The sequence below is a fragment of the Paraburkholderia lebeckiae genome, from assembly GCF_050436325.1.
Taxonomy (GTDB): Bacteria; Pseudomonadota; Gammaproteobacteria; order Burkholderiales; family Burkholderiaceae; genus Paraburkholderia; species Paraburkholderia tuberum.
On the sequence record NZ_JBNDLZ010000003.1, the window covers coordinates 1,164,811 to 1,177,816 of the forward strand.

The following is a 13,006-nucleotide window of genomic DNA, read 5'->3' on the forward strand; positions in this document are numbered from 1 at the left end:
AAAACGCGTCAGCGGGGCGCACGCACAATGACATCCGGCGGGCGAACGCCAATTGAATCCCGACGGTTTTTGACTACCATTCAATCAGGTTCTCCTCGTGGTTCGTCGACCATGCTCTCTCGCACTTCTCCCCCTCCTGTTTCTCACCGTGTGGCTCTGCGCTCCTTCACGGCCGCTCGCATGCATCGGCTATCGCTCGTCGCGCTCGGTGTTGTCGCCGTAGCCGGTTGCACGATCACACCGCTGACGCCGCACGAAACCGTCAGCACACCGGTGGCCGCGATCAACAGCGCGACGCTCGATCAATATCGCGAGGCGGTCGCACGACGGATCGTCGAGCGCAATCCGTCGTATGTGCTCCAGGGCAGGCCTCAGCCGATGCTGCGCTCGCTGGTGGTGGTGTCGTTCACGGTCGATCGTGATGGACACATCGTCGAGTCGTCGGTGTATCGCACGAACGGCGACGACGAAGCCGAAAGCACCGCGCTCGCGACGCTGCGCCGCTCGGCGCCGCTGCCGCTACCTCCCGGCAAGCTGCTGAATGGCCGCGGCCAGCTCGAGCTATTCGAAGACTGGCTGTTCAACGACAACGGCAAATTCCAGCTGCGCGAGCTCGCCTCGCCGCAAGCGGAAGCGTACGACTGAGCGCGGTTGGCGCGTGCGCTGACACGCACCGCCCAGCGCATCCGCGCATGGGTCGGCCACGCGCGAGCTACTCGAGTCATCGCGCATAACTCATAAAGCCCCTCTCGTTGCCGCGCAAACTTACGCCGCCATTGCTGCGCGACGAGCGCGCTCGCTATAATTTTCCGATTCCCCGCGCCGGAGCCTTCCGGCATGGCTCACGCCGTCCGCACACCCGCCGGCGCGGCGCATGAGCCGACTGCAGTGCCGCGCCGCCACCCCGCGTGCGGCGCCCAAACCTATACCTCAACGAGGATGCCGCCGTTGCGCGCCGCCTGTCTGCGAAGACGGCTCAGCGCGCCGCGGCCTCATACAATTGGAGACCCTGCATGTCCACTTCGCCGATTTCCGCCGCTCAGCCCGCAAGCGGGCAAAACAGTAGCGCGCGGATCATCTTCGCGAGCTTCATCGGCACCGCGATCGAGTTCTACGATTTCTATGTCTACGCGACCGCCGCGGCGCTCGTGATCGGACCGGTATTCTTCCCGCATGGCTCGGCCACCGCGCAGGCGCTGTCGGCGTTTGTCACGTTCGGCATCGCGTTCGTCGCGAGACCGATCGGCTCGTTCCTGTTCGGCCACTTCGGCGACCGCATCGGCCGCAAATCGACTCTGGTTGCGTCGCTGCTCGTGATGGGTCTGTCGACCACGCTGATCGGCTTCGTGCCGGGCTACGACGCGATCGGCAGCCTCGCGCCGATCCTGCTGTGCGTGCTGCGTTTCGGCCAGGGTATCGGCCTCGGCGGCGAATGGGGCGGCGCCGCGCTGCTCGCCACCGAAAACGCGCCGGCCGGCAAACGCGGCTGGTTCGGCATGTTCCCGCAGCTCGGGCCTTCGATCGGCTTTCTCGCGTCCAACGGCCTGTTCTTCGCGCTCGCAATGTCGCTCTCCGACGAGCAGTTCCGCAGCTGGGGCTGGCGCGTGCCGTTCATCGTCAGCTCGGTGCTCGTCGCGCTCGGGCTGTACGTGCGGCTGAAGATCGCCGAAACGCCCGCGTTCCAGGTAGCGATCGAGCGCAAGGAGCGCGTGCGCGTGCCGATCGCGACGCTGTTCTCGCAGCACTGGCAGCCGACCGTGCTCGGCGCGCTCGCGATGGTGGTCTGCTACACGCTGTTCTACAACGCGACGACGTTCTCGCTGTCGTACGGCGTCGGGTCGCTGCATATTCCGCGGCAGACGTTCCTCGGCCTGCTGTGCGTCGCGGTCGTGTTCATGGCAATCGCGACGCCGCTGTCGGCCCGTGCAAGCGATCGCTTCGGGCGCAAGCCGGTGCTGATCGTCGGCATCATCGCGGCAATCCTGTCAGGCTTCACGATGGCGCCGCTGCTCGGCAGCGGCGAGCCATTGCTCGTGCTGCTGTTTCTCGTGATCCAGCTGTTCCTGATGGGCGTGACCTTCGCGCCGATGGGCGCGCTGCTGCCGGAACTGTTTCCGACCAACGTGCGCTATACGGGCGCCGGTGTCGCGTACAACCTCGGCGGGATTCTCGGCGCATCGGTCGCACCGTATATCGCGCAGGTGCTCGCCGCGCACGGCGGCTTGGCGTGGGTCGGCGCGTACGTGTCGGTCGCCGCAGCCGTGAGCCTTGTCGGCGTGCTGTGCATGCGCGAGACGCGTGATGAGAGTTTGATGAAATGATGCAACGCGCATCGACGGAACAATGCTTCCGTCGATGTGCGTTTGCCGAGGTTCGATCGATGCTGCACCCGCGCAGTTTTTACGCGTCTGCGGCAGCATGCAGCGGGCATTAGTTCCTCGCTGTTTCCGCGGGCCGGCCCGGGTAAAACCCCCGCCTTGCGCGTCCTTTTGACTTGCCTATACTCCCTGACATAACCCTATAAAGAACGGGGAGATCCGCATGAACGTCCATCTTCACAATGCCGATATCGTGACGATCATCGCGCTGGCCTTGCTCGGCTCGCTGCTGCTCGCGCTGCGCTTCCGTCCGACGACATGGAAATCCATCGTCGTCGAGGCGCTGGCCGCGAACGCCGCGGCCATTGCCGCGGTGGTGGCGTTCGAAATGCTGGTCGCCTGAGGCTGGTGCTTCGGGCCTGAGCACGGCGCGCGGCTTAGCGGTAGTAGTAGCCGTGATGGTAGTAGCCACCGCCGCCGTAGTAATAGCCCGGCGCCGGCGCGATAACGCAGCCGCCGAGTGCCGATGCGAGCAGCGTGCCGGCCACGAGAGTCAGGATCAAGCGTTTCATGTTGTTCTCCATCGAGTCAGATTGATTCGAGCGCAAACCCCGAATGACCCGATTGGACACGATGCGCGCCGCTGCGAACGTTGCCATTTGTAAGGGAACATCACCGAGCGGTTACAGGACCGGCGCGCTGGATCGACGCGTTCGATCGACCCGCCCCGCTGCCGCCGGATCGCGCCACCATGGCGGAAAACACCGCCTATACTCCGTTGAGCGCACTGTCGCGATAGAAGCCTTGCTGGCCGCGCCAGCGTCGCCGCAATCGAGCGGGTCAACGCGCGCCGTGCGAGCCTCGACGCACCGCGGCGTATCAGCTTGCCGCCTTGGCGTCCGCGCATCGGACGCTTCGGCCTCAAACGAAAAGCGACAGTTTTAACAGACGTGTAATCGATTCCTCTCCGCCCGCTGTTCCCCGACACGGGCGTTGTTTGAGGCGCGACGATGCAGTCCCCGCCAGCAAGGGCGGACTACGCATCGCGCCTCTTTTCTTTTGCGCAAACGATTGCGCGAGCGGGCGAACGGACTCAGGCGGCGGCTGATCCGTGCTGCATCGCGAGCACAGGCTCTGCCGCGTACACGTAATCGATCGCTTCGAGCGCCGCGCTGATGGGCGGCACCGAGTGGCCGTCGCCGATCGAGGTCGAGCGATACGGCGCCTCGACGCCGCAATGCAATGGCGACGTCGCGACGAAGATCATCACGGTGCGCTTCTGCAGCGCATGCGCGAGGTGCACGAAACCCGTATCGGTACCGACCACGAGCGCGCACGCGCCGATCATCTGCGCAACTTCAGTCACACTCAATCGCGGCAGCACGGTCGCGCCTGGCACCTGCGCGGCGATCTGCCCGGCTTCGGCAAGCTCACCGTCCGAACCCCACGGCAGCACCACCCGAAAACCGCGCTCGCTCAACTCGCGTCCAAGCGCCGCCCAGTGCGTGAGCGGCCATTTCTTGTCGGCTTTCGAGGTGGCGTGAAAGAGCGCGGCGACAGGCGCGTCGTGCGTCGCGAACGGCTGCGGGACGGTTTCGGGTAGCTGCAGGTCGTAGATGGGCGGCCCTTCCACTTCGTAGCCGAGCGCCTCGCTGGCGCTGATGCGCATGCCGTGCCACGCGTTGCCTTGCGGACGTGGGCCGAAACGCCCGGTGTAGGCGAACGCGGCGCCACCCTCGCCCAGATCCTGCGATTGATAGCCGATGCGCCGCGACGAGCGCGCGAGGAAGGCGATGATCGCGCTCTTGTAGACGCCGTGAATGTCGATGATGTAGTCGTAGCGATACGCGCGCAGCTCGGCGATCGATGCCCAGATCGCCTTCAGATCACTCCAGCGACGCGCCTTCTTGAAGCGGCGCAGCGGCGCGCACAGCACGCGATCGACGCCCTGGCTCCAATGCACGACGTGCGCAAATGCTTCGTCCGCCGCCCAGTCCACCTGAACGCCAGGAAATGCGCGTTTGATGTCGGCGACGACTGGCAACGCCTGCACGATATCGCCTAGTGAAGTGACCTTGACGATAAGGATTCGCTTCATTGAGGGTCTGTTGGTTGTTCGAAATTGAAAGTATTCTAGCTGACCTTCTTACCGATCCCCGCCAAATGGCCGTTGCGCGCGGTTCGATTCTCAATACGGCGCGTTACAGCAAAAAGATATCCGCCTCACGATTCACTTCACTTCATTATTTCAAACATCTTTCACGTATTCTGGTTGGTCCCGCACGCTTTATACTTGGCCCTTTGCACGAATCTAATTCATGTCCCGGCCCTTCCCTTCCCGTTCGCCCGCTGTCATGCGTCACGCAAAACGCCTGTGGCGGCAATACGGCATCTTCTGGCTCGGTGCCATCGCCGTCGGCCTGGTCGCGGTGCTGTATGCGCGTCTGATCGACTGGGGGTATGACGCGTTTCTCCATGTCCGGCAGCGGTATGTGTGGGCGCCGCTCGTGATCACGCCCGCGGTCGCCGCACTCGCGGTCTGGCTCACGCGCAAGTTCTTTCGCGGCTCCGAGGGCAGCGGCATCCCGCAGGTGATCGCGACGCTGCACATGAAACAGCGCGGATACGGCACGCGGCTGCTGTCGCTGCGAATTCTGCTCGGCAAAATCGGCGTGTCGTTTCTCGCGATTCTCGGCGGCTTTACGATCGGCCGTGAAGGACCGACCGTGCAGGTCGGCGCCGCGCTGATGTTCAATCTGCGCCGGTTCTATCCGCGCTCGAATGCGCAGATCGAACGGCAGCTCGCGTTGGCGGGCGCGGCAGCGGGTTTGTCGGCGGCGTTCAATACGCCGCTCGCGGGCGTCGTATTCGCAATCGAGGAATTGACGCGCAGCTTCGAGGCGCGCACGAGTGGCGTGCTGATCACGGCGATCATCATCGCGGGTGTGGTCGCACTCGGCCTGAACGGCAACTACACGTATTTCGGCACGATCCAGATCGGCGCGCATTTTCCCGATCTGCTCGCCGTCGCGGTGGTGCTCACCGCGATCGTGACGGGAATCGCGGGCGGTATTTTCGGCTGGCTGCTGCTCAATACCGCGCGCTGGATTCCGGAACCGCTGCGTCAGTTGCACGGCGAGCGGCCGGTCGTGTTCGCCGCGCTGTGCGGCTTCGCGATCGCGGTGGTCGGCGTGATCTCGGGCGGCACGACGTTCGGCAGCGGCTATACGGAAGCGCGCGGCCTGCTCGAGGGACACGAGCAGTTGTCGGTGTTCTATCCGTTCCTGAAGATGATCGCGATGGTCGGCTCATACCTGCCCGGCATTCCGGGCGGCATCTTCGCGCCGTCGCTGTCGATCGGCGCGGGCTTCGGCAATCTGCTGCACATGGTGTTCGATTCGATGCAATTGCCGATGCTGATCGCGCTCGCGATGGTCGGCTATCTGGCCGCAGTCACGCAGTCGCCGATCACCTCGTTCGTGATCGTGATGGAGATGATCGATGGCCACGCGCTCGTGATTTCGCTAATGGCCACCGCGTTGATCGCGAGCCGAGTGTCCCGCCTGTTCGCGCCGCCGCTCTATGAGTCGCTCGCCGAGCGCTACGTGGCACCGCTGCCGCAGCCCACGCCTGCGCCAGTGCCGGAAGTGCCCGAGGTCGAGGTGCCGGAAGCGGAAAGCGAGGACGGCGAGCCGCGCGCCGACGATGCCGCAGACGACATCACGACGGATACCTCCGACTCGCCGCGTCAGTAGATGCGCGAGGGCGACGCGAGGCTGACGTTGCGCGTGTAACGGCACCGCTGGAGTGCAACGGTCATTTCGACAGGGAAATGGCGAGCGCCGTGGAGATGCGAAGAGATGGCTTCAGACAGAAGCCAGAGAACGAGCCCAACGCCGCACGGCGTCGCGTCGCTCCGACGCGACGCCGTGCGACGTCTGCACATGATGCGAGATGGACCGCGGTCCATCCGAAGCTCAGGCCTGCGGTATTTCGATCTTGACTTCGAGCACTTCGAGATCGTCCTGACGCTCGAGACTGACGCGTATGTCGTCGTCGGAAATCTTCACGTACTTCGAGATCACGGCCACCAGTTCGCGTTGCAACGCCGGCAGATAATCGGCGGGCGCATGGCCGCCGGCGCGCTCGTGCGCGATGATCAACTGCAGGCGTTCCTTCGCTACCGACGCGGACTTCTTTTTCTCGCCCAGCAAAAACGAAAGAATCGACATTACGTGCGCTCCCCTTACTTGGTGCCGAAGAGGCGCTGCAGCAGCCCGGGCTTCTGGTAATCGACAAAGCGAAGCGATTTCTGCTCGCCGAGGAAACGCGACACGACGTCCTTATAGGCTTCGGCCACATCGGTGCCGTCCATATGCACGGCCGGCAGACCCTGGTTCGACGCGTGCAGCACCGCTTCCGATTCCGGAATCACGCCGATCAGATCAATGCGCAGAATTTCCTGGATGTCGGTCAGCGACAGCATTTCGCCTTCGCTGACGCGCTTCGGGTTGTAGCGGGTGATCAGCAGGTGCTCCTTGATCGGTTCCTTGCCTTCGATCGCGCGCTTGGTCTTCGACGACAGGATGCCGAGAATGCGATCGGAGTCGCGCACCGACGACACTTCCGGGTTCGTCACGATCAGCGCTTCGTCGGCGAAGTGCATCGCAAGCAGCGCGCCCGACTCGATACCGGCCGGCGAATCGCAGACGATGTATTCGAAGTCCATCGCGATCAAATCGTTGATGACCTTTTCGACACCTTCCATTGTCAGCGCGTCTTTATCGCGCGTCTGCGAGGCCGGCAGAATGAACAGGTTCTCGCATTTCTTGTCTTTGATCAGCGCCTGATTCAGATTCGCTTCGCCCTGGATCACGTTGATCAGGTCGTACACCACGCGGCGCTCGCAGCCCATGATGAGGTCGAGGTTGCGCAGGCCGACGTCGAAGTCGATCACGGCGGTCTTGCTGCCGCGCAACGCGAGGGCCGACGCGAAGCTCGCGCTCGTGGTCGTTTTGCCCACGCCACCCTTGCCCGAAGTCACCACAATGATTTTTGCCATTACCCTTACCTTGAGTTCATCAAATGCGTCAATTGGTGCGCGGCCCGCCTCGCCGTGAAACGCCGCGCGCCGCAATCGCTCGGGGCAGCGCGCGTTTCGCGGCGCTTTACGTGAGCCGCAGCGGTTCGATCATCAGTTTTTCTTCTTCGAGCCAGATCTGCACCGCCTTGCCGAGCACGTCGGCCGGCAGCGGGTTCTCGGTCGTTCGATAGATGCCCGCAATCGAGATCAGTTCCGGTTCGAGACACGTGCAGAAGATGCGCGCGTCGTGATTGCCCTGCACGCCGGCCAATGCCCGGCCGCGCAGCGGCGCGTAAATGTGGATGTTGCCTTCCGCGATCACCTCGGCGCCATAGCTGACCAGACCGAGCACGACCAGATCGCCTTTTGCGTAAATACGCTGCCCCGAGCGCAACGGCTTGTCGACCACCAGCGTTTGCGGCGACGTGGCAAGACGCACCGGCTCGGCGGCAGGCGTGGGTTCGACGGCAGCGGCCGTGCCCGTGGCCGCACTGGCGGTTGCGGATGCAGAGCTGGCGGACGCGCTCGTGCCCGCGCTTGCCTCGGTGCCTGCTGCCGCGTTTGCCGCGCTCGCCGTGCTGTCCTCATCGGCCTGCTTCGCCGGCGCGCCGCGACGATCGCGCGCTTCGAGCAGCGGCAATCCCGACTCCGTCGCCCACTGTTGCTCCGCATTCGCGACCACGCCGACCGGACGCATGCGCACGCTGTCGAGCAGTTGCGCGATGTCGGCGAGCGGCACGCGTTCGTTGCCGGCGAGACGCCGCACGTCGATCGCGACGACGTCGTTAGCGAAGAATTCGGGGGTCGCCTCGAAGCGTCGCGTCAGCTCGGCACGCATCGCATCGAGGTCGGTCGTTTTGACCACGAACATCAGCGTGTCGACAGAGCCGCTGCGCAGTTCGAAAAAGGGCGATTTCTTGGGCGACATAGCGTTCGGCGAAAAATTTTGCGTATTTTACAGGCGTACACGCGCGCGGCCACTATTTTTCCCGGGAGAATCGGTGCTCGCGCGCGCGAGCAACGCGTGTCGTCGATGCGATCGACGCGCGACGGTGCGAAAGAAACGCTGGCCGGAAAAAGACCGTGATGAAGGGACGGCGAAGACGAGCGGCGCGCGCGACGCGCCGCTTGGGCGATCACTGCTGTAACACCTGCGAAGTAGTCGGCACGTGCCGCACCAGCAGACTCTCGACCTGCTCGGGTGCGCGCTCGACGCGCCGGTGCTCGCCGGTCGGGCCAAAGCCGAGCGCTTCGTAAAAGCGCATCGCGTTGCGGTTCGCGTCGGCGACCCACGCGTAGATTTCCGTGGCGCCCGCATTTGCGAGCCAGCTGCTCGCGGTATCGACGAGCAGCTCGCCGCCGCGCAGATGGCGCACGGCCGGCGCCACCCACAACTCGCAGACGAACGCGCGGCGCGCCGCGGTGTCGTCGAAATGCGCCTCGATCAGCCCGGCCGGATGGCCCTCGGTATAGAGCAGGAATGTACCGACGGACTGCGAAACCGCGTGATTCGCCGCGGTCGCGTCGAAACTGGCGGCATCGGCCGACAACGCGTCCTCGAGCGTAGCGCCGAAGGCGTACGGCGCCTCCCGCAGCGAGGCAGTGCGGAGTTCGCGAAAAACGGCGCCCTGATCAGCAGTGATGCGGCGAACGGTCAATGACGGACTCATGCAGACGAAAACCCCTGGAAACCCTAACGCGTAGCTTTAACCGAACCGGCCGGCGAGTCAAATTTATTATTGACCACAATAGGCGGTTCCGCTCACGGCGCGTCGTAGTCGCCCGTGCCGTCCGGCCACGGCGTCAGCAGTTCATAGCCGTCGTCGGTCACGGCGACCATGTGCTCCCACTGCGCCGACAGCGAGCGGTCCTTCGTGATCACGGTCCAGCCGTCGCGCTGCACCGACGTGCCGGCGCGGCCCGCGTTGATCATCGGCTCGATCGTGAAGACCATGCCCGGCTTCAGACGCGCCCCCTGTCCCGGCTGGCCGTAGTGCAGCACCTGCGGGTCCTCGTGATAGACCTTGCCGATGCCGTGTCCGCAGTAGTCGCGCACGATCGAGAAGCCCTCGCGTTGCGCGATCTTCTGGATCGCGTGGCCGACGTCGCCGAGCGTCGCGCCCGGCTTCACCTCGCGGATGCCGGCCACCATCGCCTCGTAGGTCGTATCGATCAGCGCACGCGCGACCGTGCTCGGCTGGCCGACGCAGTACATGCGGCTCGTGTCGCCGAAATAGCCGTCCTTGATGATCGCGACGTCGATGTTGATGATGTCGCCATCCTTCAGGATCTCGTTGCGATTCGGGATGCCGTGACACACGACATGATTGACCGACGTGCAGACGGTCTTCGGAAAGCCCAGATAGCCGACGTTGGCCGGAATCGCTCTCTGCGTGTGGACGATGTAGTCGTTGCACAGCGCGTCGAGGTCGTCGGTGGAGACGCCAGCCTTGATGTGCTCGCCGATCATTGCCAGCACATCGGCCGCGAGGCGGCCCGCAATGCGCAGCTTCGCGATATCGTCGGGAGTCTTGTAGGTAATGGCCATGAATTCAGTCGATGTGAGTCGCGGGTCAAGCGCGAGATGACCCGCCGCGCCCGAAAGCCCGGCGGCCCGCAACCGCCACTCGATCGGGCGATTTCGGGCAATTGTACAGAGGATCGCGGATGGACCCCGCGCAAATCGGCTGACGCGGTGCGCGGGAGGAGGCGGTGGCGCTATCGGAGCTATGCCGTGGCGCGCGCCCGAATCACAATGACGGGCTTTTGCCCGGCCAGCTTGCAGGCCTGTTCGTTCAGATGGACTAACGGCAAAGGGACTCGAACGATCATCGAGCCGGACATCGTGATCGTTCAGTTTCCCGAACTAAATTTCGGGCGTCCCGTCATGCCGCCCGCTGCGTTCCGCCCTTCGCCATATCGTACGGATCACGCTGATTGCGGGCGTACTGCTTCGGCGCCATTCCCGACCAGCGCCGGAACGCGCGAATGAACGCCTTCTCCGACGCATAACCGCCGCTCTCGGCGATTTCGATCAGACGCCGCCGCGGATCGCGCAGCGCACCGCTCGCAAGGTACATGCGATAGGAGGTCAGATGCCCGAGCGGCGTGTCGCCGAACAGCTCGACGAAGCGCGCGCTAAAGCGCGAGCGCGACATGCCCGCCGCCGACAGCGATTCGACGGTCCAGCTCCGCTCGGGCTGCCGATGCAGCAGATCGAAGCGGCGATCGCGCGCGTGACCAGCATCGTCGGTGAAATTGCGCAGGCATCGCGTGAGCAGAGCGATGGGATTTAGCAGGTGAGCATCGCGATCACGCAGATGGACGAGGTCACGCAGCAGAATGCGGCGCTCGTCGAGGAAAGCGCGGCGGCGGCTGCGTCGCTCGCGGATCAGGCGCGGGCGTTGAGGGAGGAAGGGTTTCGGGTGGGATGAGACGCCCGTCCCCTCGCCTCGATACGCTGAAGGTAAGGGTTGGGCGCCGCTGTCAGGCCCGGCGACGTGCTGCCCTTGACACCGGGCAGCACCGATTCCCACTGACGCGCAGGGCCGCTTGCGTCGATATCCGCGGCTTAGTTGTCGGGATGGGCGGCCGTGAAGCTTTGGAACGCACTGTACGACGGATTCAACGGCGAGCCGTTCATCATGATGCCGAAGGTCTCGTTGCCGCTGTCGAGCACGTAATACATGACGCTTTGGATATTGTGCGTCTTGCGGTTCTGATAGAACTCGCCGAGCTTCGTCGTGATGTAGTTCCCACGATAGGTCTCAGTTTGCTCCGGTCCGGTGTTCCACTCGGTGACGATGAACGGCACGCCATACCGGGCCTTGCAATAGATCGGCAGATCGAAGCCTGGCTGCGCGCCGTCCGTCCCGAGGTCGAACAGATCGCCATACACCTCGTAGTTGTGCCACGTGGTGATGTCCCAGCGCACGGTCGGGTGACCGCCGCTACCATCCGGTTGCATACCGTCCCACAGCGCGTCCGCCGCGCCGACATCGTTCACGCAGAAGTTGATGCCGCATTTGGCGTTGGACTGAACCGACTTCACGCCGTCGATCATCCCGCGCATCACGCCGCGCATCACCGGCCAGTTCGCGTTGTTGAAGTCCGACGCCCTTGTGCCCGCACAGGTGAAGTCGAGCACGGTGGCGTTCGTCCGCGTCAGCTCATTGCCGCATTCGTAGATCGTGACGCCATACGGCTTCAGTGCGTTCGCGATGCCCTGAGCTACCGCGTAACCCTGGCTGTAAGCGGCATTCTCGCCAGCCATCAGGTTGCCGTTGGAGTCGTAGACGCCCTGACTGATCAGCACGATCAGCGTCATCCCCGCCGACTGGAAAGCCTGCGCGAGCCCGATCACCGCGTTCAACTGGGTCGACGTGTTGGTGCAGCCGACGCGATAGCTCGTGCAACCCATGCCCTTCAGGATCGACACGATCTGTTGGGGCGTGTAGTTGTAGTCGAAGTGACCGTTCATGCCGTAGAACATGCCGGCGGACGGTGCGATCGCGATGCGCGGATCGTTACAGGGCAACCACTGGCCGGCGGTGTCGTTGTTCACGTAGAACTGGCCACCCGAGCCGCAATGCCAGATCTTGCCGCCGTACCACAACACGAGCGAGACGTTGTACGTATCGCCGACCGTCGCCCCGTTCCGGTAAATGACGCCATTACTCAGCGTCCAGATCGCGCCGGACTTGTCGATGATGTACGGCGAATCGGGCAGCGAGGTGCCGTCGGCCGAGGTGCCGCCAAGGCGCGGGTCGTTGCAGCCCGTCCAGCCCGAGCCCGTCCATTGGTAGAACTGACCACCCGTACCTTCGTGATAAATCACGCCGCCGTAAAACAGCACGAGCGAGACGTTGTAGGTGTTGCCTGCTGCCGACCCGTTGCGGTAGACCGAACCTCCGGAAAGAGTCCAGACGTTGCCGGAGTTGTCCGTGATGGACGTGGCGGGCGGCATGGAGATGCTGTTCGGGTCGCTCGTCTTCGCAGTCGGCGTTGTATTGCTCGATGCACCGGACGCACCCGAAGCTGCCGCTGCACCGGAAGCACCGGTCGCGGCGGCTGCCTTGCCACTCGCGTTCGATGACCCACTGCCCCCACCACACGCGGCCAAAAGATAACTTGCGCTCAGGGCCGTGAGGCCCCCAATGAATTGACGTCGTTTTATCATCGCGGAGTAATTCCAAAGGTCGGGAAAATTCCCGATAAAAAGACCAAAAGGTGAATTCGCTGTGATTCGGACGGACAATGAATAAGGATTCGCTGCAAAAAATTTGCAGGCCTTAAAAAACTGTTGTCCTGAAGTGCTTAGAACGCACGTCTGTGTTGTCCGATTGAACCGATGCGCGAAGTGCTCCTCGCGGTGATTCAGATTGACAGGGCTGGGTGCGCGTTGGTTCGCAAACGTTTGCGGTGCGAACCCTTTACCGATTCATTGCCGAAGCTTTCATTTTTAGGAAAATCCTTCCTGTAAAAGCTTCTGACGGCGTAAATCGTACCCTGAACGAATGACCGAGCCCACCCAAAAATCGTATTTATTTGTAAAAAAGGCACTTCTTGCGGAGATCTGTGGGGTCGGCGAAGATTCGCACTTTCA

At 63.4% G+C, this 13,006-nt stretch carries 13 protein-coding genes and 1 pseudogene; 5 read left to right on the forward strand and 9 right to left on the reverse strand.

Annotated features, from left to right (window positions below; translation table 11 throughout):
* The first annotated feature begins 111 nt into the window (after positions 1–111).
* From OKW44_RS23230 to OKW44_RS23240, 3 genes are all read left to right on the forward strand, one after another.
* Positions 112–645 (forward strand): energy transducer TonB, encoded by a 534-nt coding sequence (locus OKW44_RS23230; RefSeq protein ID WP_026225657.1) that lies wholly within the window; start codon positions 112–114, stop codon positions 643–645.
* A gap of 368 nt (positions 646–1,013) precedes the next feature.
* Positions 1,014–2,321 (forward strand): MFS transporter, encoded by a 1,308-nt coding sequence (locus OKW44_RS23235; RefSeq protein ID WP_018419749.1) that lies wholly within the window; start codon positions 1,014–1,016, stop codon positions 2,319–2,321.
* A gap of 220 nt (positions 2,322–2,541) precedes the next feature.
* The gene (locus tag OKW44_RS23240; RefSeq protein ID WP_018419748.1) at positions 2,542–2,721 is read left to right on the forward strand and encodes a hypothetical protein; all 180 of its coding nucleotides are present in this window, start codon (positions 2,542–2,544) and stop codon (positions 2,719–2,721) included.
* Between the two features lie 34 nt (positions 2,722–2,755).
* Here OKW44_RS23240 and OKW44_RS23245 read toward each other — a convergent pair whose 3' ends face one another.
* Both OKW44_RS23245 and waaC read right to left on the reverse strand, forming a co-directional pair.
* Positions 2,756–2,890, reverse strand: coding sequence for a hypothetical protein (locus OKW44_RS23245; RefSeq protein ID WP_260321106.1), 135 nt, complete (start codon positions 2,888–2,890; stop codon positions 2,756–2,758).
* Between the two features lie 521 nt (positions 2,891–3,411).
* Positions 3,412–4,416 (reverse strand): lipopolysaccharide heptosyltransferase I, encoded by a 1,005-nt coding sequence (gene waaC, locus OKW44_RS23250; protein WP_018419746.1) that lies wholly within the window; start codon positions 4,414–4,416, stop codon positions 3,412–3,414.
* A gap of 220 nt (positions 4,417–4,636) precedes the next feature.
* On the opposite strand from waaC, the gene OKW44_RS23255 reads away from it, so the two are divergent.
* Complete coding sequence (locus tag OKW44_RS23255; protein ID WP_026225656.1) at positions 4,637–6,073, forward strand: chloride channel protein; 1,437 nt, start codon at positions 4,637–4,639, stop codon at positions 6,071–6,073.
* A 222-nt stretch (positions 6,074–6,295) separates the two neighbouring features.
* On the opposite strand, the gene minE is transcribed toward OKW44_RS23255, so the two are convergent.
* The 6 genes from minE to OKW44_RS23285 all read right to left on the reverse strand — a co-directional run bounded on the left by minE (position 6,296) and on the right by OKW44_RS23285 (position 10,559).
* Complete coding sequence (gene minE, locus OKW44_RS23260) at positions 6,296–6,550, reverse strand: cell division topological specificity factor MinE (protein ID WP_008922443.1); 255 nt, start codon at positions 6,548–6,550, stop codon at positions 6,296–6,298.
* Between the two features lie 14 nt (positions 6,551–6,564).
* Positions 6,565–7,380 (reverse strand): septum site-determining protein MinD, encoded by an 816-nt coding sequence (gene minD, locus OKW44_RS23265; protein ID WP_018419744.1) that lies wholly within the window; start codon positions 7,378–7,380, stop codon positions 6,565–6,567.
* Positions 7,381–7,486: 106 nt separating this feature from the next.
* Complete coding sequence (gene minC / locus OKW44_RS23270) at positions 7,487–8,329, reverse strand: septum site-determining protein MinC (RefSeq protein WP_018419743.1); 843 nt, start codon at positions 8,327–8,329, stop codon at positions 7,487–7,489.
* Positions 8,330–8,537: 208 nt separating this feature from the next.
* On the reverse strand, positions 8,538–9,071 hold the full coding sequence (locus OKW44_RS23275; RefSeq protein ID WP_026225655.1) for a GNAT family N-acetyltransferase: 534 nt from the start codon (positions 9,069–9,071) through the stop codon (positions 8,538–8,540).
* Between the two features lie 92 nt (positions 9,072–9,163).
* Positions 9,164–9,949, reverse strand: a complete 786-nt coding sequence (gene map, locus OKW44_RS23280; protein WP_026225654.1) for a type I methionyl aminopeptidase — start codon at positions 9,947–9,949, stop codon at positions 9,164–9,166.
* Positions 9,950–10,286: 337 nt separating this feature from the next.
* Positions 10,287–10,559, reverse strand: a complete 273-nt coding sequence (locus tag OKW44_RS23285; RefSeq protein WP_018419740.1) for a helix-turn-helix transcriptional regulator — start codon at positions 10,557–10,559, stop codon at positions 10,287–10,289.
* Between the two features lie 63 nt (positions 10,560–10,622).
* Here OKW44_RS23285 and OKW44_RS23290 point away from each other — a divergent pair.
* Positions 10,623–10,835: pseudogene (locus tag OKW44_RS23290) on the forward strand (methyl-accepting chemotaxis protein); the annotation flags it as partial.
* A 137-nt stretch (positions 10,836–10,972) separates the two neighbouring features.
* On the opposite strand, the gene OKW44_RS23295 reads toward OKW44_RS23290, so the two are convergent.
* Entirely contained in the window at positions 10,973–12,580 is a 1,608-nt protein-coding gene (locus OKW44_RS23295) for a hypothetical protein (protein WP_026225653.1), read from the reverse strand.
* Positions 12,581–13,006: the final 426 nt, after the last annotated feature.

What these genes read in the sequence shown, in the direction of transcription:
- minC (WP_018419743.1), bottom strand. Translation starts at nt 8,329, where the DNA reads ATGTCGCCCAAGAAATCGCCCTTTTTCGAACTGCGCAGCGGCTCTGTC.
- waaC (WP_018419746.1), bottom strand. Translation starts at nt 4,416, where the DNA reads ATGAAGCGAATCCTTATCGTCAAGGTCACTTCACTAGGCGATATCGTG.
- minD (WP_018419744.1), bottom strand. Translation starts at nt 7,380, where the DNA reads ATGGCAAAAATCATTGTGGTGACTTCGGGCAAGGGTGGCGTGGGCAAA.
- OKW44_RS23245 (WP_260321106.1), bottom strand. Translation starts at nt 2,890, where the DNA reads ATGAAACGCTTGATCCTGACTCTCGTGGCCGGCACGCTGCTCGCATCG.
- OKW44_RS23275 (WP_026225655.1), bottom strand. Translation starts at nt 9,071, where the DNA reads ATGAGTCCGTCATTGACCGTTCGCCGCATCACTGCTGATCAGGGCGCC.
- OKW44_RS23255 (WP_026225656.1), top strand. Translation starts at nt 4,637, where the DNA reads ATGTCCCGGCCCTTCCCTTCCCGTTCGCCCGCTGTCATGCGTCACGCA.
- minE (WP_008922443.1), bottom strand. Translation starts at nt 6,550, where the DNA reads ATGTCGATTCTTTCGTTTTTGCTGGGCGAGAAAAAGAAGTCCGCGTCG.
- OKW44_RS23295 (WP_026225653.1), bottom strand. Translation starts at nt 12,580, where the DNA reads ATGATAAAACGACGTCAATTCATTGGGGGCCTCACGGCCCTGAGCGCA.
- OKW44_RS23230 (WP_026225657.1), top strand. Translation starts at nt 112, where the DNA reads ATGCTCTCTCGCACTTCTCCCCCTCCTGTTTCTCACCGTGTGGCTCTG.
- OKW44_RS23240 (WP_018419748.1), top strand. Translation starts at nt 2,542, where the DNA reads ATGAACGTCCATCTTCACAATGCCGATATCGTGACGATCATCGCGCTG.
- OKW44_RS23235 (WP_018419749.1), top strand. Translation starts at nt 1,014, where the DNA reads ATGTCCACTTCGCCGATTTCCGCCGCTCAGCCCGCAAGCGGGCAAAAC.
- map (WP_026225654.1), bottom strand. Translation starts at nt 9,949, where the DNA reads ATGGCCATTACCTACAAGACTCCCGACGATATCGCGAAGCTGCGCATT.
- OKW44_RS23285 (WP_018419740.1), bottom strand. Translation starts at nt 10,559, where the DNA reads ATGTCGCGCTCGCGCTTTAGCGCGCGCTTCGTCGAGCTGTTCGGCGAC.